Annotated in this window: 17 protein-coding genes; 7 read left to right on the forward strand and 10 right to left on the reverse strand. The window is 31.5% G+C overall.

Annotation, left to right across the window (positions count from 1 at the left end; all coding sequences use genetic code 11):
- Positions 1–33 precede the first annotated feature (33 nt).
- The 4 genes from L2Z92_RS05275 to L2Z92_RS05290 form a co-directional block, all read right to left on the reverse strand.
- Entirely contained in the window at positions 34–2,043 is a 2,010-nt protein-coding gene (locus L2Z92_RS05275; RefSeq protein ID WP_236457789.1) for a fumarate reductase/succinate dehydrogenase flavoprotein subunit, read from the reverse strand.
- Between the two features lie 17 nt (positions 2,044–2,060).
- Positions 2,061–2,897, reverse strand: coding sequence for a succinate dehydrogenase cytochrome b subunit (locus tag L2Z92_RS05280; RefSeq protein WP_236457790.1), 837 nt, complete (start codon positions 2,895–2,897; stop codon positions 2,061–2,063).
- Positions 2,898–3,036: 139 nt separating this feature from the next.
- Positions 3,037–3,912: a hypothetical protein gene (locus tag L2Z92_RS05285; RefSeq protein WP_236457791.1), complete on the reverse strand. Its 876-nt coding sequence runs from the start codon at positions 3,910–3,912 to the stop codon at positions 3,037–3,039.
- Between the two features lie 121 nt (positions 3,913–4,033).
- Positions 4,034–5,515, reverse strand: coding sequence for a helix-turn-helix domain-containing protein (locus L2Z92_RS05290; RefSeq protein ID WP_236458823.1), 1,482 nt, complete (start codon positions 5,513–5,515; stop codon positions 4,034–4,036).
- Positions 5,516–5,637: 122 nt separating this feature from the next.
- On the opposite strand from L2Z92_RS05290, the gene aceB reads away from it, so the two are divergent.
- The 3 genes from aceB (at position 5,638) to L2Z92_RS05305 (ending at position 8,973) form a co-directional block, all read left to right on the forward strand.
- A complete protein-coding gene (aceB, locus tag L2Z92_RS05295) occupies positions 5,638–7,230 on the forward strand; it encodes a malate synthase A (protein ID WP_236457792.1) in 1,593 nt (530 codons plus the stop codon).
- A gap of 21 nt (positions 7,231–7,251) precedes the next feature.
- Positions 7,252–8,538, forward strand: a complete 1,287-nt coding sequence (gene aceA / locus L2Z92_RS05300) for an isocitrate lyase (protein ID WP_236457793.1) — start codon at positions 7,252–7,254, stop codon at positions 8,536–8,538.
- A gap of 234 nt (positions 8,539–8,772) precedes the next feature.
- The gene (locus L2Z92_RS05305) at positions 8,773–8,973 is read left to right on the forward strand and encodes a hypothetical protein (RefSeq protein ID WP_265210649.1); all 201 of its coding nucleotides are present in this window, start codon (positions 8,773–8,775) and stop codon (positions 8,971–8,973) included.
- Between the two features lie 53 nt (positions 8,974–9,026).
- On the opposite strand, the gene L2Z92_RS05310 is transcribed toward L2Z92_RS05305, so the two are convergent.
- A complete protein-coding gene (locus tag L2Z92_RS05310) occupies positions 9,027–11,825 on the reverse strand; it encodes a VPS10 domain-containing protein (protein ID WP_236457795.1) in 2,799 nt (932 codons plus the stop codon).
- Between the two features lie 95 nt (positions 11,826–11,920).
- On the opposite strand from L2Z92_RS05310, the gene L2Z92_RS05315 reads away from it, so the two are divergent.
- Positions 11,921–12,535, forward strand: coding sequence for a Crp/Fnr family transcriptional regulator (locus L2Z92_RS05315; RefSeq protein ID WP_236457796.1), 615 nt, complete (start codon positions 11,921–11,923; stop codon positions 12,533–12,535).
- A 72-nt stretch (positions 12,536–12,607) separates the two neighbouring features.
- The gene (locus tag L2Z92_RS05320; protein WP_236457797.1) at positions 12,608–13,900 is read left to right on the forward strand and encodes an aminopeptidase P family protein; all 1,293 of its coding nucleotides are present in this window, start codon (positions 12,608–12,610) and stop codon (positions 13,898–13,900) included.
- A 90-nt stretch (positions 13,901–13,990) separates the two neighbouring features.
- Here the strand turns inward: L2Z92_RS05320 and L2Z92_RS05325 are convergent, their stop codons facing one another.
- Positions 13,991–14,341: a hypothetical protein gene (locus L2Z92_RS05325; RefSeq protein ID WP_236457798.1), complete on the reverse strand. Its 351-nt coding sequence runs from the start codon at positions 14,339–14,341 to the stop codon at positions 13,991–13,993.
- Positions 14,342–14,795: 454 nt separating this feature from the next.
- Between L2Z92_RS05325 and L2Z92_RS05330 the strand changes: the two genes are divergently transcribed.
- Entirely contained in the window at positions 14,796–15,284 is a 489-nt protein-coding gene (locus tag L2Z92_RS05330; RefSeq protein ID WP_236457799.1) for a DinB family protein, read from the forward strand.
- 42 nt (positions 15,285–15,326) lie between these two features.
- Here L2Z92_RS05330 and L2Z92_RS05335 read toward each other — a convergent pair whose 3' ends face one another.
- Positions 15,327–16,289 (reverse strand): helix-turn-helix transcriptional regulator, encoded by a 963-nt coding sequence (locus tag L2Z92_RS05335; protein ID WP_236457800.1) that lies wholly within the window; start codon positions 16,287–16,289, stop codon positions 15,327–15,329.
- Positions 16,290–16,366: 77 nt separating this feature from the next.
- Here L2Z92_RS05335 and L2Z92_RS05340 point away from each other — a divergent pair, with 77 nt between their 5' ends.
- Complete coding sequence (locus L2Z92_RS05340) at positions 16,367–17,149, forward strand: alpha/beta fold hydrolase (protein ID WP_236457801.1); 783 nt, start codon at positions 16,367–16,369, stop codon at positions 17,147–17,149.
- A gap of 5 nt (positions 17,150–17,154) precedes the next feature.
- Here L2Z92_RS05340 and L2Z92_RS05345 read toward each other — a convergent pair whose 3' ends face one another.
- The 3 genes from L2Z92_RS05345 to L2Z92_RS05355 form a co-directional block, all read right to left on the reverse strand.
- A complete protein-coding gene (locus tag L2Z92_RS05345) occupies positions 17,155–17,997 on the reverse strand; it encodes a mechanosensitive ion channel family protein (RefSeq protein ID WP_236457802.1) in 843 nt (280 codons plus the stop codon).
- Between the two features lie 9 nt (positions 17,998–18,006).
- The gene (locus L2Z92_RS05350) at positions 18,007–20,787 is read right to left on the reverse strand and encodes a PD-(D/E)XK nuclease family protein (RefSeq protein ID WP_236457803.1); all 2,781 of its coding nucleotides are present in this window, start codon (positions 20,785–20,787) and stop codon (positions 18,007–18,009) included.
- A 63-nt stretch (positions 20,788–20,850) separates the two neighbouring features.
- Positions 20,851–22,254, reverse strand: coding sequence for an OmpA family protein (locus L2Z92_RS05355; protein ID WP_236457804.1), 1,404 nt, complete (start codon positions 22,252–22,254; stop codon positions 20,851–20,853).
- Between the last annotated feature and the right edge of the window lie 73 nt (positions 22,255–22,327).

Raw genomic sequence — 22,327 nt, forward strand, 5'->3', positions numbered from 1 at the left:
AACTTACTTTTACCATTCACTAATTACTGTTTACTATTTATAATTACGAGCTGCAATTTTAATGAATTCGTATTTCAAATCTTCTTTATGAAGCACTGCTTTAGTTGTATCTTGACCCTTATACTCCCAAGCACCTACGAATGACATATTTTCATCATCACGAAGCGTTTCTCCTTCTGCATCTTGATACTCATCTCTAAAGTGACCTCCACAAGATTCATTACGCTGTAATGCATCCATTGCCATTAATTGTCCCAATTCTAAGAAATCTGCTACACGAAGTGCTTTTTCTAATTCAGGATTCAATTCATCTGAACTTCCTGGAACATAAACATCTCTATAAAAGTCTTCACGAATTTGTCCAATTTCTTCGATTGCTTCTTTCAATCCTTTTTCATTACGAGCCATACCTACTTTATTCCACATAACAAGACCTAACTTTTTATGGAAATAATCTACAGATTTTGTACCGTCATTATTCAAGAATTTATCAATTGAATCTTTAACATTTTTCTCAGCTTCAGCAAATTCTGTCGCATCAGTAGAAATTTTACCTGTACGAATTTCATCTGCTAAATAGTTAGAAACAGTATAAGGCAATACAAAATATCCATCTGCTAAACCTTGCATTAAAGCAGAAGCTCCTAAACGGTTTGCACCATGATCTGAGAAGTTAGCTTCTCCTGCCACGAAACAACCTGGGATAGATGATTGTAAATTATAATCAACCCAAACACCACCCATAGTATAGTGAACTGCTGGATAAATTTTCATTGGAGTTTCATATGGATTTTCGTCAGTAATTTTTTCATACATTTCGAATAAGTTACCATATTTTTCTTCAATCCATTGTTTTCCTAACTTGATAATTTCTTCGTCAGAAGGATCATGATTACCTTGAGCATAAGCAACTTCTTTACCTTTACTCTTAATTTCCGAAGAGAAATCTAAATATACACCTTCGTTTGTATCATTCGCTTCAACTCCGTAACCATCATCACAACGTTCTTTTGCAGCTCTTGAAGCCACATCACGAGGTACTAAGTTACCAAAAGCAGGATACCTTCTTTCTAAGTAATAATCTCTATCTTCTTCAGCAATTTGTGTAGGCTTTAATTTACCTGCACGAATAGCCTCAGCATCTTCTTTTTTCTTTGGAACCCAAATACGACCCGAGTTACGTAATGATTCAGACATCAACGTTAACTTTGACTGATTTGTTCCATGTACTGGAATACAAGTTGGATGAATTTGAACATAACATGGGTTAGCAAAAGCTGCACCTTGTTTATGAACTTTCCAAGAAGCTGTAACATTACTACCCATTGCATTTGTTGATAAGAAATACACATTTCCATAACCTCCAGAAGCAATAACAACTGCATGTGCAGAATGTCTTTCTAATTCACCTGTAATTAAATTACGAGCTATAATTCCACGAGCTTTACCATCAACCTTAACTAAATCAAGCATTTCATGACGGTTATACATTTTAACACGCCCTAAACCTATTTGTCTAGATAAAGAAGAATAAGCGCCTAACAATAATTGTTGTCCTGTTTGTCCAGCAGCATAAAAAGTACGTTGTACTTGTACTCCACCAAACGAACGGTTATCTAACATTCCACCATATTCACGTGCAAAAGGAACCCCTTGAGCCACACATTGGTCGATAATATTTCCCGAAACTTCAGCTAAACGATGTACGTTTGCTTCACGAGCACGGTAATCACCACCTTTAATTGTATCATAAAATAAACGGTAAATACTGTCACCATCATTTTGATAATTTTTTGCTGCATTAATTCCTCCTTGTGCTGCAATCGAGTGCGCACGACGCGGTGAATCTTGAAAACAAAAAGCTTTAACATTATATCCCATTTCTCCAAGAGAAGCAGCAGCCGAAGCACCTGCTAAACCAGTTCCTACAACGATAATATCAATCTTAGGACGGTTGTTTGGAGCAACTAATTTTAAATGATCTTTATAATCGGTCCATTTTTTTGCTAATGGTCCTTCTGGTATTTTAGAATCTAACTTCATATTATATCTGATGTTGATTATTTAGTAAAGTGAATATATAATGGAATAATTGCAAATAATAAAGGAACCACAACAGCAAAACCTCTTCCTAAAAGCTTGATTACTGGTGTAAATTTATTATTTATTCCTAATGATTGGAATGCACTTTGAAAACCATGCCATAAATGAAATGCCATAGCCAACATCGCCAATACATAACCTATAGTAAAAATTAAACCATACTTTGCATCTCTAAAGAATGCAAATGTGATTGCATGCAAATCTTTATAACCCTCAGCAAATTCTGCTCTAACAGGTTTTACAATATAAATTTTATTACCTTCTATTAATAAATTTTGTCCATCAACTTGATCTTTTGGTAAAAATTTCGATTGACCAGAGCCTTTTGTTATATAAAACTCTTGTTTAGCTCCAGAAGCTTCGTCTGTAACTGATATTGTCTGAAGAGGTAACTTTTCAAAATGCATTTTAGCCCAAAAATTCACCATGTGAGTTACGATGAAAACTAAAATAATAGTTCCTAAAACTGCCATGTTACGTGATGCGAAACTACTGTTTTCAGAAGGTTTTGAGTATGCATAATTTACTGGTCTTGCTGCTTTATTTTGAAAAGCTAACAAAATTCCATCAATTGCATGAAAAAGAATTGAAATGTACGTTAAATAAGAAAGTAATTTTACTGCCGGATTAGTGGTCATAAATAATGCATATTCATTAAATTGTAATGCATCACCAAAAATCAATTGAAGATTTCCAGCTAAGTGACCAGCTAAAAATAAGCATAAAAATAAACCCGTAAGAGCCATCCAGTATTTTTTAGCAATAGATGACTTTAGAAGTGCTGATTTTGCCATAGTTTTATTTGATTGTTCTAGTTTTTAAAAATCAATCAAAAATACTGCATATTAACTTTAAGTACAACCTTTCGTGGCTTATTTATAATGAATTTAAAAAAGAAACAACACATTCACTCCAAACAAAAACAATTAAACCCTACTTTACATAGCTAGGAATCAAGCCTCTCAATCCCATATCAACTACTTTTTCACCAGCTGAAGGTTCATATTTACCATCAAAATTAACCTCTTCCCATTCAAAACTATTATTCACAGATAAGGACAAAGTAACTACAACATCTCTAGCTTCAGTACCATTTATAAGTAAACTTTCTAAAAACTTACCCGTTACAACACAAGACCCAGGCTGAATTGGAGAAGTTGAAGCAATTGGATTAGGAACTGTAGTTGCATTCTGAGGAGCTTGTCCAAATGTTGAATAAGGATATTCATTTAACGCAAAAGCCCAATAACCCTGTAACTTATTTGCATTAACATTAAAAATATTATTCCCAATGCTATGCGTTGCTATATACGTATTATACCCAACAAAACTCTCTAACACACCCGAGTAATCTATTCCGCTATTCAATACTGAAACATTATAATTCTGATACGACAAAGATACTCTTACATATTCATAATTCCCTTGGGTAACTTGACTTAATGGTATTGATAAAAAAACTTCTCCTTCTGAAACAATTTTTGAATACGAAAAATCTATTGCCAAATCTCCTCCTTGCAATGTTTCTGGAGCATGATACAAAACGGCACCTTGACCTAATTGAGTATAAGCATTTGGTGCTAATTCAAAATAATGTGCACTTATAGAATTAAAAACAGGAGATTGTGCCGCATTACCTAGCGGAACAGAAGAAGGTTGACCTAAATTATTTAATCTTATTTGATTTTCATCAAATTGAAATTTTATTATTAATTGTGGTTCCTCATTAACCAATTCATCATCCTTGTCTGTACAAGAGAAGAACGCCATTAACACAAAAACAATAAATAAATTCACTCTCCAATTCATCTCTCTTTTTTTTTAAATTTACAAAAAAGCCAATTCAACTAAATGAATTTATATATAAATAACGAAAAAAACGCAACTATATTTCAATCAACAGCTTAAAAACATTAATGTAAAAAACACACTAACTATATTTTTCTATATAATCATTCACAATCGCACTGGTGTTTTCATTTCTTATCTTTTGCTCTAATTGTATTGGAGCCGCAGCTCTTTGCAAACAATCTTTAACTGCACAAGTCTCACAAGTAACACCCACAACTTGCCTAATAATAGATTCATTTTCAATAAACTTGAATTTCTTTTTCAACGTAGCTGTAATCAAAATACCTACAGAAATACTCCTCACATGATCTTTCTTAAAAGGATCTGGTGTAGCCGAAGAAAAAACAAGATATTCATTTTTACTATTTTCATAAGAAGAAATCTGAGCATCGAAAAAATGTTCGTTTTTCTGCTTCAAAGACTCTACCATTGTACGAACAGAAACCCATCTCCTACAATAATGCTCATTCATCTCATTAGCATGTGGCTCTTGCTGATTGGTTATATGTAACTCTTTTTTAATCTTATAATTATCGCCACCCACTTCATGTGACATTCGCAAGAAAAACAAATTCTTCAATTGAAAATCCTTAGGTAACAGATTCGTTAATCTCTGATAAAAAGACTCTGGAGAAACCTTAAAATCATTTATTAATTGGACAAATTCTTGTGGTTTTGGATTTTCTTTCGCAACAAAGACATTAAGTTTCTCAATCATCTTTTTTCTAGGCAACAATAATGCACCCGCAAAATAAGAGGCGTAGAAATTATTTAAGACTTGGTCGAAGTTTTCAAATTTTATCCAACTAAATGTATATAATCTTTCTTCAATTTGCAAATAATTATAAGCAATCTCTTTAGCAAAAATAAACGCTCTTTGCGACGCATCAACATCATTGGAAATTAATAGCGTTTTACTTTTTGCAACAAAAATAGAACGCAAATCACCTAATTCCTTTTGCTCATTAAAAACCAATTCTTCAATTTTATAATTATATTCTTCAATTAAAATAGCTTTCAATTCATTTAAAGAAATCTCAACATCTAAATCAATATGAAAAGCTTTAGCAAAATCTAACACCTTTTGTTCTAAATCCTCAAAATAATTATTTTGCGCTTCTTGGTAGGAACGCAAAGAAGCAAGAAAAAAACTCTCTCTACTTAAATTATAATGTTGTGCAATTTCAATAATTGTACTAATAAACGCATTCACTTTCGCTGGTGCATTAGCAATAATATCAATTAAATCGTTCTCTTGAATCCCAAAAAGATCAAGAGGAATTTCCTTTAATATCCCCGATTTTAAAATCTCACCAATTGGCGCCAAATTATTATCTAATTTCAATGAAACCATATTATCATAAGACACTTCTAGCTTTTCTGATAAAAGAATAATCTTATCTGTTTTTGGGTATTTTTTACCTTTTTCTATTTCATTCAAATAAGATTTAGACAAACCTGTAATTTTTGCCAAGCCAAATAATGATAAATCTTTATTTGTACGTGCTTGCTTAAGCTTCAGCCCAAAAATCAACTTTATATACTCTCTTTCTAAATTCATCATTTTCAAATATACGCTAAATAACAAAATGTTGAAAAATATTTAATTTTAAATTTTAGCGTACGTTCGCTTGTTTTGTAAAAAACTTTTTTATAATATTGTGATAACAAATTATTTAACTCATGGAAAATCAAATCGAAACAATTTTTGAATTAACTAAAAAGGGAATTTCAAAATATCCAGACATTCTGACTAATACAGCAGTAGACTATTTATGTCATTTACACACAAATTTTAATGCAAAACGATTAAACTTATTAGAAGAAAGAAAAAAGCAACAACAAAAATTTGATGACGGTGAACTTCCTTGCTTTCCAAAAGAAACTAAAAAAATAAGAGAATCAGAATGGATTACTGCATCAACCCCACCAGATCTTCAAGACAGGAGAGTAGAAATTACAGGACCAGTAGATAGAAAAATGGTCATCAACGCTTTAAATTCTGGAGCGAAAACTTTTATGGCTGATTTTGAAGACAGCACTTCTCCTACTTGGGACAATCTAATGCAAGGGCAACAAAACCTAAAAGATGCCAATACCAGAACCATACATTTATTCGATGAAAAGAAAAATAAAGAGTACAAACTAAATGACAAAACAGCTGTTTTAATAATAAGACCAAGAGGTTTACATTTAAATGAAAAACATATTGCAATAAACAACCAAGAAGTTTCTGGCTCTTTAATAGATTTTGGTTTATACGTATTTCATAATTACAAAACACTAAAAGAAAACAAAACTGCTCCCTATTTCTATCTACCAAAACTCGAACACTATTTAGAAGCAAGATGGTGGAATGAAGTTTTTGAATTCACAGAAGATTACTTAGGCATAGAAAAAGGTACAATAAAAACAACTGTACTTATTGAAACCATTACTGCAAGCTTTCAACTTGATGAAATAATTTATGAATTAAAAGACTATATCGTTGGACTAAACTGTGGACGTTGGGATTATATTTTTTCATACATCAAGAAACTAAGAAATAACGAAAAATTTATAGTTCCAAATAGAGACCAAGTGACAATGACAAGTCCATTCATGAATTCCTACTCTCAATTAGTTATTCAAAGATGCCACAAAAGAAACATTCATGCAATAGGCGGAATGGCAGCACAAATACCCATTAAAAATGATGAAGCAGCAAATGAAATTGCATTTAAAAAAGTAAAAACAGACAAAGAACGTGAAGTCAAAAATGGACATGACGGCACATGGGTAGCCCATCCTGATTTGGTTGAAGTTGCAATGACTGTATTTGATGAAAATATGCCAACAAAAAATCAAATCCATTTAAAAAGAAACGAATTAAATATTACAGAAGAAAACCTACTTGAAGTACCGAAAGGCACAATTACAGAAGAAGGAGTACGGAAGAACATTCGAATTTCTGTGCTATATATTACCTCTTGGCTAAATGGTCAGGGAGCAGCAGCTTTAAACCACCTAATGGAAGATGCAGCTACAGCAGAAATTTCTCGATCGCAATTATGGCAATGGCTTCGCAATACAGTTGTATTAGACAATGGAAAACCATTAACTGAGAAATATTATGATAAGATTGCCATGCAAGAATATGAAAAAATAAAACATGAAGTAGGTGATGAAATTCATGAAAAACAGCGCTATAAATTAGCAGAACAACTACTAGACATATTAGTAGTCAACTATAATTTTATCGACTTTTTAACTCTAATTGCATATAAACACATATAACACAACTAACAACAATACATAATGAAAACAGCAGAAACAAGAATTCAAGAATTGGTAACAGAATGGTTAACTAACGAAAGATGGAAAAACATTGAACGTCCATATTCCGCAGAAGAAGTTATAAAACTACAAGGTTCTTACAAAATTGAACATAGCATTGCGAAAATTGGTGCAGAAAAACTTTGGAAAAAACTAAATGCACAAGAGTTTGTTGCAGGACTAGGCGCTTTAACTGGAAATCAAGCAATTCAAGAAGTAGACGCAGGCTTGGAAGCCATTTATCTGAGTGGTTGGCAAGTTGCTGCTGATGCTAATTTAGCAGGAGAAATGTATCCCGACCAATCATTATATCCAGTAAACAGTGTGCCAATGGTAATTAAGCGTATAAACAAAGCATTACTTAGAGCCGACCAAATACAGGTGGTGAATCAAACTCCTGTAGAAGACAGAAAAGATTACTTAGTACCTATTGTAGCAGATGCGGAAGCAGGATTTGGAGGTAATTTGAATGCCTTCGAATTAATGAAAGCTATGATTGAAGCAGGAGCTTCTGGAGTACATTTTGAAGATCAATTAAGTTCTGCCAAAAAATGCGGACATTTAGGAGGAAAAGTATTAGTCCCAACACAAGAAGCAATCAATAAATTAGTTGCCGCACGTTTAGCTACAGATGTAATGAATGTACCAACACTAATTGTAGCTCGCACTGATGCTGATGCAGCAAATCTATTAACAAGTGATATTGACCCTAGAGATGCTAAATTCTTGACTGGTGAAAAGACAAGCGAAGGTTTCTTTCATGTAAAATCAGGAATTGAACAAGGAATTGATAGAGGATTAAGCTATGCACCTTATGCTGATTTAATTTGGATGGAAACAAGTAATCCAGACTTAAAATACGCGAAACAGTTTGCAGATGCCATACATGCGAAATATCCAGAAAAAATGTTAGCGTATAACTGTTCTCCATCTTTCAATTGGGCTGCTAAATTGAGTGTAACAGAAATGGAAACCTTTAGAGAAGATTTAGCAGCAATGGGATATAAATTTCAATTCATCACTTTAGCTGGTTTTCATGCTCTAAACACAAGTATGTTTGAACTATCAAAAGCCTATAGAGAAAGAGGAATGGCAGGTTATTCAGAATTACAAGAAAGAGAATTTGCATTACAAAAAGAAGGATTCAAAGCAGTAAAACATCAAGGGTTCGTGGGAACAACTTATTTTGATGCTGTTCAAAATACCGTTACTAACAATAGATCTTCCACTACAGCAATGAAAGACTCTACTGAAGTAGCGCAATTTTAATTTTTAAGCAAAATTTGGTTGACGAAAATGCCTTGAGAAAATCTCAGGGCATTTTTTATGAGTATATTTTTAATTTCGAATAACTATTTTTGTTAGATAAATAAAAATTAAACATGATGATTAACTTAAAGATGCTTTAGGATTTTTTAGGACAAATCTATGCTACAATACTTTTTAAAAGAGTTAATTATGAAACATTTGGAACTATTAGGATGTAATGAAAAGATATATCGTATGAAAATTATACTAACTATCGTAAATAACACGAAAGTTAATGCTAAAGAAGCAAAAAAAATGGTCGATTTTCTATTTTTAAATAAATCAATTAATTTAATATTAGATTTTGACATTCAAAAGTGCGATGAATTTGCAATGTCTTTAGCTGAATTAGGAGTAAGAATAGGTTATACGTCTTGGCACGAAGAAAACAGATAATCATGAGAAGAGTATTTAGCTATTACTTTAAATCCTCTTCTCTACATATTAAGTTAAGCTTTCTTACTATCCGTTACTTCTAAGTTAGTATAAACAGCTTCAACACCTTTTCTAATATTGACGCTGTATTTAGCAGGAAGCACGTATTGTTTTCCATTACTAGCTTTTTCAAACACTGCTTTTTTATCTTTTTTCTTCAACTTAGCAACCACTTCTTCCGATAAAATATAATCATATTCAACAACATTTAATCCTTTATTTGACATCACTTTTTTAGTAAAAACAACAATTCCTTTTTCATTCTCTATAATCACTTCTACTTCTTCGTTAGCATTAGAATAAAACCAAATTGCTGCTTTAGGCTCATATGGTTCCCCCCAAGCACTCCAACTATTACCCCAACGTTCTGATTTTTTAATTGAAGGCACTTCAAAAACATACAAAGACTTACTTGTAATGTCTGAAGTTAATTTTTGTAATTTATCTATCCCAACTTTATACAACGAACGACCATGCGTTCCCACAATTAGCTCTTTTGCTTTTGGCTGAATAACAACATCATGCACTGCTACATTTGGCATTTCAGATGAAAATTCTTCCCATGTTTTCCCTTTATCTAAGGAAACAAACAAACCGTTATCAGTACCTACAAATAATAAGTTTTCATTTTCTGTATCTTCAAGAATAACATTCACTGAGCTTTCTGGTAAATTAGCTTTTATGCTTTTCCAAGTTGTTCCAAAATCTTCCGAAACATAAACATAGGTTTTAAAGTCATCATTTCGATACCCATTCAAAGCAATATAAACACGTCCTTTTTCATGACTTGAAGCAATTACTCTTGACACCCATAAATCTTGAGGTAAGTTATCCGATATTTTCTGCCATGTTGTACCGCCATCTTTAGAAACATGAACCAAACCATCATCTGAACCAACATAGAACAACCCAAATTGAAATTTACTTTCAGAAAAAGAAGTAATCGTTCCAAAAGCCACATTTCCTTCAACAGTACCTTTCGTTAAATCTGGTGATATTTTTTCCCAACTTTCTCCTTGATTCATTGACCGGTGTAAAAAGTTAGAGCCCATATACAAAATATCTTGATTATGAGAAGACAACAGAATTGGTGTTTGCCAATTGAAACGCAATGGTTCTTCTTCTTTTTTAGCTTGTGGAGAAATAAAGTCCATTTTATGATTCGCACGATCAATTCTATAATAATTACCAAATTGAAACCCTGTAAAAACAACATCAGAATTCCTATTATCTATTTGAATTTGCATTCCATCTCCACCCATTAAGCTTTCATAAGGATATTTTCCTTCTTGTTGCCAAGAAACAGATGGGTAATAGTTATTATTTGCAACCCAAACTCCATTATCTTGCAAACCTCCATAGACATTATACGATTCTTTATTATCAACATTCACAGCATAAAACTGCCCAACTGCTTGATTGTTACATTTTATCCAATGCGCACCATTATCATAACTAATATTAATTCCACCGTCATTACCATTAATAATATGATTTGGATTCTTAGGGTTTATCCAAGTTACATGATGATCTGCATGAACATTTTCTTTACTAATAATCTCTATAGTTTTTCCGCCATCTCCTGAAAACAAAAGAGGAACACCACCAAAATAGATTCTATTTTCATTATTCGGATCGACAGAAATAGTTCCGAAATAATAACCGTAACTATAATACAAATCGTCAATAAAACCTTCATGCGTAAGATTCCATGTTTTTCCTCCATCTAACGATTTATAAATTTCACACCCAATAACTTCTGTTTCAAAAAGTGCTTTATTTGCGTCTTTAAGAATAGCTTTCACTTCAATAGGTTTTAAATCGCCTTTTTCTATCCAATTTTTTAAAGTTTGCGCTCTATATTTTTCTCTTAGATTGTGTTTCTTTAAATATGCGTTTATCTCTTTATTCGTTTTTTGAAGAAAAACCTCACCAGGAGCACTAAACATTTCTGGCATAGGCAATTTATCATCTGTTTTCGTTTTTGACTCAGGTCTATTGTTTTGATTATCTACAATTGCGTATAAAACATTCTGATTAAATACAGCAATTCCAATTCTCCCAACCCCTTCATTATTTGGAAAACCACTTCCGTCGGTGGAAATTAACTTCCAAGTAGTTCCAGCATCATCACTTTTATAAATTCCAGAACCTTTCCCATTTCCTTTAAAGTTCCAAGCTTTACGCTCTCTTTCCCAAGCAGCTGCAAACATTATATTTGAATTTTCCGATGCTACCGATAAATCTACAATTCCTGTGTCTTGATTAATAAACAAAGTTTTTTGCCATGTTTTTCCACCATCTAGCGTTTTAAAAACACCTCTCTCCTCATTTGGAGAATACAAATGACCTAAAGCAGCTACTACAATTTCATTATTATTTTTCGGGTTTACCCAAATGCGACTAATATGATGACTATCTTTTAAACCAATATTTTCCCACGTTTTTCCTTTATCAGCCGATTTTAAAACTCCAATTCCAGCATAAGAAGATCGTGAGGAATTTACCTCACCTGTTCCAACCCAAATCGTTTCAGTTTTCCAATCAACAGTAACAGAACCACAATTTAATGTTGGGGCGCTATCCATAACAGGTTCAAAACTTGTTCCATTATTATTTGTGTACCAAAGTCCACCAGAAGCATAAGCTGCATAAAATTCCGTTGGGTTTTCAGGATTCACAGCTACATCAACAATTCGACCACTCATAATTGTTGGTCCAATATTTTGAAGTTTCACATCTGAAAACATATTGTTTTGTGCCCAAATTAAACTTTGAAAAAACAAAACTAAAAGAAGAAATTTACTTTTCATTATAAAAAAATTTGCTGAAAAATACAGAATTTATAAAGGTTCACAAAATTTTTATTTCCATTTTAACAGCTGTTCTTTTCAATATCTTTATAACTTTGAATTTACAAATAGTATTTGCAGTGGAAATTAAAGATACCTCGAAACATTTTGCGACCTATATTAAATCGTTTATTAAAGATACCATCTCTGAAAATGAAATTAATTTAGCCGTTGAACAATTTTCTAAAATTGAATTAAACAAAAACAGTTATTTCATAAAAGAAGGTGAAATTTGTTCCCATTTCTGTTATGTTGAAAGCGGAATACTTCAACACTCTATTATGGTTCTTGGAGAAGAAAAAACAAGCTATTTGGCTTTAAAAAATTCTGTCACAAGTTCACTAAACAGCTTCATTAACAAAGTTGCTTCTCGAAAAAACATCAAAGCAATTTCTGATTGTACTTTATGGATTATTGATTTAGATACCTTTAAAAATCTAATAAACAACAACAATGCATTTCATCAATTCTATTTTAATCTTATTGAACGTCAACTTTGTTTAATTGATGATTATAGAGTCGATTTACTAACACTAACTCCGGAAGAGCGCTATAAAAAACTATTAATCAACGAACCAAAACTACTTCAAGAAGTTCCGCTACATTACTTAGCTTCTTTTTTAGGCATTTCAACACGACATATGAGTAGGATTCGGAAAAACATAAAATAAAGCCATTTGGCTACCTGTTTTATAGTAAACATCGCTAATTTTGGGGTTGACAACATAAAAAACCTTATACTTATGAAATACCATCAAATTGAGAGCGATCTGTTTGTGAAAAATCGCAAGAAATTTGTTTCACAGATGAAACCTAATAGCGTTGCTATTTTTAATTCTAACGATATTTATCCAGTTAGTGCAGATAGTACTATGCCTTTTGCACAACATAGAGACATTTTTTATCTTAGTGGTGCCGACCAAGAAGAAAGTATCTTATTACTTTTTCCAGATGCTCCTCATGATAATTTAAAAGAAATTTTATTCTTAAAAGAAACAAACGAACATATTGCAGTTTGGGAAGGTGAAAAATTAACCAAAGAAAGAGCCTTTGAAGTTTCTGGAATTAAAACTGTAATTTGGTTACAAGATTTCCATAAGACATTAAAAGAAGTAATGGCTTATGCAGAAACAATGTACATTAACACAAACGAACATTATCGTGCGACTATTGAAACCGAAACTCGTGAAGCACGTTTTGTAAAATGGTGGAAAGAGAATTATCCAGCACATAAAGTAGAAAAATCGAATCCAATTCTTCAACGTATTCGTTCTGTAAAAGAAAGTGAAGAATTAGATTTAATGCAAAAAGCGTGTGACATTACTGAAAAAGGTTTCCGAAGAATATTAAACTTCGTAAAACCTAACGTAATGGAATATGAAATTGAAGCAGAATTTGCACATGAGTTTTTAAGAAATCGTTCTAAAGGTTTTGCTTACACACCTATTATCGCTTCTGGGAATAGTGCAAACGTGTTGCACTACATTGAAAACAATCAACAATGTAATCCTGGTGATTTATTATTATTAGATGTTGGTGCAGAATATGCTAATTATTCTAGTGATATGACTAGAACGATTCCTGTTTCAGGAAAATACAATGACCGTCAGAAAGCTGTTTATAATGCTGTTTTAAATGTAAAGAACGAAGCAACAAAAATGTTAGTTCCTGGAACTATCTGGAAACAATATCATGTTGAAGTTGGCAAATTAATGACTTCTGAATTATTAGGCTTAGGATTATTAGACAAAGCTGATGTTCAAAATGAAAATCCAGATTGGCCTGCTTATAAAAAATATTTCATGCATGGAACGTCTCACCATATGGGATTAGATACACATGATTATGGTTTACTTCATGAACCTATGCAAGCAAACATGGTTTTTACCGTAGAGCCAGGTATTTATATTCCAAAAGAAGGTTTTGGAATTCGTTTAGAAGATGATGTTGTAATCCAATCAAAAGGAGAACCATTTAATTTAATGCGCAATATTCCTATTGAAGTTGATGAGATTGAATCTATTATGAACAGTTAGTGTTCAGTTTTTAGTATACAGTAATAACGGTTTGCGAAAGTGAGCCGTTTTTTATTAGAATGATACTACTTTAAATACAATTAATATCCATTAACTTCTCAACTTCATTAATAAGTCATTTTGAATTTTTAGGACTTTGTTTTCTTCTAGTAATTGGGCTATGAGTTGATCCTTTTCAGAAACTAAACTTTTATCTTTCTTATTTTTTGTTGTAAAATCTTCTGGAAGTTGGTCTGCAATTTCTTTAAAAAAATTATGTTTTAAAGCATAGCAAATCTCAATTAATATACCCGTTTGAATACTACTGTTTCTAGTATAATTTAAAATAGAAATTCCTCTTCTATTGATAGCATTTCCTAGTTCGGTCTTATTAATTTTATAAGATTGTATGTAATCTGCCAGTATTTTTCCTGTATTAATATTGTTTTTCCCTTTTTTCATATGTAGATTATTATTGTTTTTTATTTGTCATATGGTATCGCTTATTTTTATTGGTGTTTGCTTACGCAAACTTGTTGTTAATGGCGATTTCATATCCTTTTTACAATTATGGTGGAGCAATTTAGTATTCGAGCTACATTAAAAGTGTTTTAAATGAATTTTTTATGGTCAGATTTGATACTTTAATTATCAAATTTAACATTTATAGTAATTAAATCTTAACTTTTAACTTTATTTTTGACATTTTTAATGTAAAAAATGACCATTATACTATTAAAAATGAACTAAAAAATGTCAAATTTGAAATTATTAATGTCAATATAAGAGTGTTTTAAACAATGGATGATGTTTTTTGAAAAGAACAATTGTTTTATTACACTTTAAAATTCCTACTGACAAACTGTTGTCATATAGCCCATTTACCTTTGTATCATAATCAAATAAAAAATACATTATGAACACTACAACAGCACCTCAAGTGATTAATTCTGAGCAATTATTAAAACATTGGCAAGGGCATCGTGCCTTAACTAGACATGTAATTGAAGCTTTTCCTGAAAAAGATTTTTTTGAGTTTTCAATTGGTGGCATGCGATCTTTTTCTAAACTAACTTCAGAATTATTATCTATTGCAGTACCGGGCTTAAAAGGAATTGTAAATCGTACAGAAGAACCGTATTCAGAAGAGAAAACAGAAACACTTACTACAAAAGTACAGTATTTACAAAAATGGGATGAAGCAACAGAAGAAATTAATCAGTATTTTAAACAAATTGCTATTGAAGATTTTGAAATAAGTTTTAACCTTTTTGGTCAATATGAAGCTCCAATTATTCAAAATATTCTCTATTTTATTGATAACGAAATTCATCATCGTGGACAAGGTTATGTATATTTACGTGCACTAGGAATTGAACCTCCTTTCTTTTGGACAAGAGAATAATAGCTAAAAAACCGAAAACGCTTATTGTTTTCGGTTTTTTTTTCATTTCAAAAGATTAATCTTATAGGATTCTAACATTTCAAGCATTCTTTCTTTTAATCGCTGAGGCTCTATGATTGTAGCATAATCGGCAAACATTAATAGCCATCTTGAAAAGCCATTTTCTATATCTCTACTTAAGAAAATCATTTCAATTTTATCATCTATTTTTTTTTGTGACACAAAACCGTGGTATTTTTTCTCATAATCAAGATATTTTACAATTTTTTTATCTACTAAAAGAATCACTTGGGTTGTAGGACACTCTTTTTCTTTATTCAGATAGGTCTCTAAGGTATTGTGTTCTCTTACAAAAAGGATATTGGTTTGTTCAATGCCTTGAATTCTATCGGCTCTAAATTGTCTGTAATCTTTTCGTAAATGACAAAAACCAAAAATATACCAATTGTTATTATCATGAAAAACTCCAACAGGCTCAATAATTCTTTCAAAACTATCTGAATCAAAAGCTTGGTATAGCAATTTTACTTGTGTTTTATTGGCTATACTTTTAAACAAGATACTCATGGCATCAGGAACTTTTTCGTTGAATAAATGTACAGAGGGTTGTTGAATAATAACTTTTGATTCTATAGACGAAAGCCAATCTTTATCTGTGTTTTTTAAAACAGATTTTATTTTAAACATTGCAGAAGCATAGTGTTTGCCCAATTCTTTATCGATAAAAGTTTCCATTAATTTTTCAGAAGCGATAAAACTTGTTGCCTCTTCACGAGTAAACATTACAGGTGGTAATCGATAACCATCTACTAGTGAATAACCAACACCTGGTTCGCTATAAATAGGAACACCAGAAGTTTCCAAAGAACGAATATCTCTATAAATGGTGCGCAAACTTACCTCAAACCGATCTGCTAATTCTTGAGCTTTTACAATTCGTTTAGATTGTAATTGAATTAGAATGGATATTATTCGGTCAAATCGTTTTGGAGATTCATCTAACATAAACGTCTTTTTTTCAAAATTAACTATTTATGTGAAATTAATTCTTTCATTACCTACTAAATTCTATTTTTGCACTCATGAAATTAACCACATATAAAAATAGTAAGATTCATTATACTGATTCTGGAAAAGGAAAGGCAGTTATTTTTTTGCATGGTTTTCTAGAAAACAGTAAAATGTGGAATGCTTTGGTTCCAGAGTTAATTCAAAAAAACAGAGTCATTTGTATTGATTTATTAGGACATGGCCAAACAGAATGTTTAAGTTATGTACATACTATGGAAGATATGGCTGATGTAGTGCATCATGTTGTTCAAGAATTAGATTTAGAAGAGGTAATTTTGGTAGGTCATTCTATGGGTGGTTATGTTGCTTTGGCATTTGCAGAATTATATCCTGAAATGATGAAGGGTTTGGTATTGGTAAACTCTACAGCAAAAGAAGACAGTCCAGAACGAAAAGCAAACAGAGATCGCGCTATTTTAGCGGTAAAACAAAATCACAAAGCAGCCATTAGCATGTCGATTTCGAATTTATTTAGCGAAGAAAACAGAGACCGATTGTCTCAAGAAATTGAATGGGCTAGGAACGAAGCTTTACAAACCTCATTACAGGGTATTGTTGCTGCTCAAGAAGGCATGAAAACAAGAAGCGACAGAGAAATACTTTTACACACCACTTCTTATCCTAAAACGATTATTTTAGGCAAAAAAGATCCTGTTTTAAATTATGAAGACAATAAAACACAAGTTACAAACACAAATACTGAATTAATCACTTTTAATGATGGTCACATGAGTCATTTTGAGAACAAAGAAGAGTTGCTTGTTGTGCTACAATCTTTCTTTAAAAAGGTGTAATTATATTATTTCCCGTATTGTTTAATTTCAATAATTTCAGAAGGAAGTGAGAAACCTTTATCTACCAAACTAGACAAAACACTTTTCATTACGTTTGTTCTTACACTTAAATGATAACTTTTTGAAGCACTTTTAAACGTATCTAACCAAAAAAATATTTTTAGATTGATAGTGCTTGCAGCAAATTCATCAACAATTACTGTAGGTTTTTTTTCTTTGATTAAAACACCATCAACTTTTGAAACCGTTTCAATAATTAATGCAATAGCGTCATTAACATTGCTCCCATAGTCAATTCCAATTATAAAGTCGTTTCTTAAAAAGCCATCAATTGTATAATTAATAAGTGGTGTTTTCAAAATTTGAGAATTCGGAATGAAAACATCTTTACCATCTGTCGTTTTAATTACGGTTTCCCTTATGCGTAATTCTTTCACATAACCAATCAATTTTTCAGTTTCAATTAAGTCATTTTCCTTAAACGGACTTTTGAAAGCTAATAACATTCCAGCTAAAAAATTCTCGCCAATATCTTTAAAAGCAAACCCAACTACAAAGGTTAATATTCCTGCTCCAGCTAAAATCTTAGTCGTAATATTTTGAAAACCGATTAAATCTAGACAAAGCATTATAACAAATATCTTGATTACAATACTTAAAATTTGTGCAATAAACAATCCAGACAAAGTATTCTTAACACGTGTTTTAATATGTTTTTGGGTAAAAACCTTAATAAAATTAGCAATCCAAAAACCCAATAACAGAATCGCTAATCCAGTAAAAAATGTGAAAGCGTTTTCAACAATCACATTATAATAAAACTGTAATTTTTCAATAATTTTATCCATAATGATTCATTATAAAGTTTCTTTAAAAGGCGTTTCTGCATCTAATATTCTAAGAATCAAATTGACTAATTCAGCTTTAAAATCATTAAGAATTCCTTCATTAATTTCATTTATTACATCTTTCCCTCTTCCCAAACCAAAAGGCATAAACCCAGCCTTCATGTTTTTAAACGAAATAATTCCTGCGACTATCGAATGATTCAAAAACTCTTCTTTTTCTTTAAACATTAATGCATAACACAATAATTGGATAATTTTCTCATTCTTTACAATGGTCGTTAACCCATCAAAATTAATTACTTTTAAAGTATTTGCTTCTACTTTACCCGTTTTATAATCAATAATACGTATCGCATTATTTCTAATTTCAATTCGATCCACATTACCTGAAATCTTAACAGGATACGGTAGTTTTTCGTCTTCAATAATAGTACTCAATTTCTCTTCAAGAGAGATGATCTTAATTGCATCTCCATCATTAACCGCCTTTTTCTCTAGTTGAAGAAAATTATAAATGTTTCTTTTAGCAACCTCAAAAGCCAAAAGGTTTTTCCCCTTTTTAATTTCACCTTCTTTATAAACCAACTTGAATTGCTCCAAGGTAACACTTTCAATTCTTGAAACCATCTCTTCTAAATCTTCAAAACTCAGAAACTTATTTATATAAGGCTTATAAAGTGCTTCCAAAGCTTCATGGATAATTGTTCCTAAAGTATTTATAGCAATATTTTCCTCAACCTCTTCCATTTCGTTAATTCTCAAAACACGTTGAAAATAAAACTGAATCGGATTTCTAATATAGGCTGTTAACGAAGAGGGAGAAAAACCTTTTATAGTAGCAATTTCCTTTAATCTTTCTAATAATTTTTCAGATTTAGGAACACGTATAATACTATATGCTTTTTCTGGAAGCACTGCATTATAAATTTCATGTGTAATAGTATGATTGCGTTGCTTTTCGATTTCTAATTGAGTAATAAATCTACTTTTTTCTCCTGCATCAATACCTTCATTATCTGTATTATAAAGAATATATACGTTTTTAGCTCTAAACAACAAGTGGTAGAAATGATAACTATAAATTGCATCTTTCTCTTTATAAGTTGGCAATCCTAATTCACGTTTGACGTCGTAAGGAATAAATGAGTTTTGAGTTTTACCAGAAGGAAATTTACCTTCATTTACAGAAGTAATGATAACATTATCGAAATCCAAAACCCTGCTTTCAAGCACCCCCATTATTTGCAAACCAGTTAAAGGTTCACCTTCAAAAGATACTTCAGCAACATCTATCACCTGCTTATACATCTCATAAAGCGATTCTAAACTATTTATTCGTTTATAAGTATCACAATAATTAATAAGCTTATTAATTACTTTATAAACTGCGTAAATAAATGATTTTGAAACTTTCTCTTGTTCTTCTTCATCACTTAAAAACTTTTTAACTTTTAAAAGTATCGTTGCTATTTTATTAAGTACTTCAACTACATCTCCATCCCACTTTGAGAATAATAAATCAAAATATTCATTTTCTACATTTGGATATTTTTCATTTTTCAATCGAAACAATGTTTCTGATGAGAAAAAAGTAAAATTATTATTATGTATCGTTTGAATCACCTCACTAACACCAAGGTATGGTTCAACTAGTGGATGATTTAAAATTTCCAGAACTTCTTTATAATAGAATGTATAATTAGACGCATGTCTTTTTATTGCACTCGAATGCAATTTAAATAATTTATTAATTAACAACTGCGCAGGATTGTTCTTCCCTGAATATCCCATCGTAATATTCAAAGAATCAACCGAATTTGGCAAAGCATATAAGATTGGAATTAGCAGATTTTCATCTCCCAATACAATTGCTGTTTTATTATTATTCTTATTCTCAGCGTTTAAATCTTCAATTATTTTACCTGCAATTTTTGCTTGCCCAACTGTTTTAGGTGTTCCGATTATATTAATTCTCTTTTCTTGTTGAAAATCTTCAGAAATCCATTCGAAAGATTGAGAAAAATAACTCTTCCATTGTGTTTTAAACTTTCGAATAAACAAACCAGCATCATGATAATAGTTGTTTATAAAAAATCCATCAATATCCCAATAAACCTGTGCATTATCATTAGTCATTAAATGCAAAATTATTTTTTCTTCGGCTTGGTTTAAAGCATTAAAACCTGCAAAGACTAACTTTTTTTCACCTAAATTATTTGAATAATCAATAATTCTGTTTACTGACTCTCTATAAATTAAACCTTGGTAACCAATCTTCTTATTCTTTAAATAATCATAGAATGCTGTATAATATTCTGGAATTTTTCTCCAAAAATCCAGATGATTATCTATTAATTCGGTAGTATCAGATGGTTCTAAATCCCAACGTTTTAAAGCTTCAATGTCTTTTAAATAAGAAAAAACATGATTAGGTTCTAAAAGGTAACGATCAATTTCATTAAAATCTTGAATTAAAGTTTTTGCCCAATTAGAAAAAACATCAAATGTTTGTTGAGCTTCCTTTTTGGTTATAGACAGGTAAACTTCATAAAACTCAAAAAGTAATTCTATCGAATCTACAACTCTTATGCCTGAAATTTCCTGTATTAAGTCTTCAATACTGGTAATTTGAGGTGCAAACATTGTTTTTGTTGTAAACTTATTAAGACTATCTAATAAAAAAACCTTAGCTCTTTTATTAGGTAGAACAACAATAACATTTTGCAATTCTTCATTATAGTTTGCTATAATTTGCTTGGAAAGTTTATCTAAGAAAGATTCATTATTCATAGTATAAAAATAAAAAAAACGCTCCGATAAATCGGAGCGTTTTAAAGATATTTTATAAGGAAATTATTTTACTAATTTCACTTCAACTCTTCTGTTGTTAGCTTTACCTTTAGAAGTTTTGTTTGAATCAATTGGTGTAGATTCTCCGAAACCTTTAGATGATAATCTAGAAGTATCAATTCCGTTTTCGATTAAATAATCTTTAACAGCTGCTGCTCTTTCTTCAGATAACTTTAAGTTATTAGCTTCAGAACCATCAGCGTCAGTGTGACCTTCAATTGAGAATTTAGAAGTTGGGTATTCTTTTAAGATTGCAGTAATAGCTTGTAGAACTGGGAAAGTTTGTTGTTGGAAAGATGATTTTCCTGAATTAAATAATATAGTTTTAGCATAATCATTTAATTTTTTAACTGCTTCTTCAGAAACTTCAGGACAACCATTGTTAGCAACAGTACCAGCAACTTGAGGACATTTGTCATCTTTGTCTAATACTCCGTCTCCGTCAGTATCAGGCCATGGACAACCACCGTTATCTCTAGCTCCTTTTACAGTTGGACATTTGTCATCTTTATCAGCTACTCCGTCTCCGTCTGCATCTGGACAACCTTTCATGATTTTTGTTCCAGCTACTTCAGGACAAGCATCTTCGTTATCGATGATTCCGTCACCATCAGTATCAGGACATCCATTAAATTCTGGAGTACCAGCTACTTCTGGACAAGCATCATCTTTATCAGCGATACCATCTTTATCAGTATCAGGACAACCCATTAATTCTTTAAGACCTGGCTCATTGATACAAGCGTCTTCTTTGTCATAAATTCCATCACCATCAGTATCTTTTCCTCCAAATCTGAAAGTAAGACCTGCAAAATGCTGGATATGAGTAGGAACATCTAAGTCTGCAACTCTATTCTCGTCGAATGAATGCTTATAAGTAGATTGGAATTGGATACCAACACCTTCAGTTACCCAGAAAGTTAAACCTAAACCTCCATTAACTGTACCTGCAGAAGCATCTCCGAAGAAATTGTAACCTCCACCAACATTAACAGAAGGATCTAACCATGATAATTTAATTAAATCTTGGAAGCTATACTTCACAACAGCATCAACAGCATAGTAAGATAAGTTACCAGGATTCAATACAGCATCTGTATTTTCAGTTCCAGGAACTCTCTCTAACCATTTGTCAATTTTGTTAACAGATCCAGTTAAACCTAATGAAAAACCATCGCCTACATATCTAGATACGTTTAAATAAGACACAGATGGTAAAATGTTCCAATTATCTCTAGCATTAGCTAATTGGATAAATTGCGGTTTAGAATTACCTTCGGCACTTACCTTGGTATCTACCGCATTTGCACCAAAGGACACTGCCCATGGATTGTCACCGTTTTGTGCTTGCGATGTTAAACCAGCAAACAATAAACCAGCAGCAAATAATTTGTTTAGATGTTTCATACTTTATTTTTTAAATTACAATGCGTTATAATTGGAACAAAAATACTATTTTTTTTTAAATACAAAAAGTTTT

This window comes from Flavobacterium jumunjinense (assembly GCF_021650975.2).
GTDB classification, from domain to species: Bacteria; Bacteroidota; Bacteroidia; order Flavobacteriales; family Flavobacteriaceae; genus Flavobacterium; species Flavobacterium jumunjinense.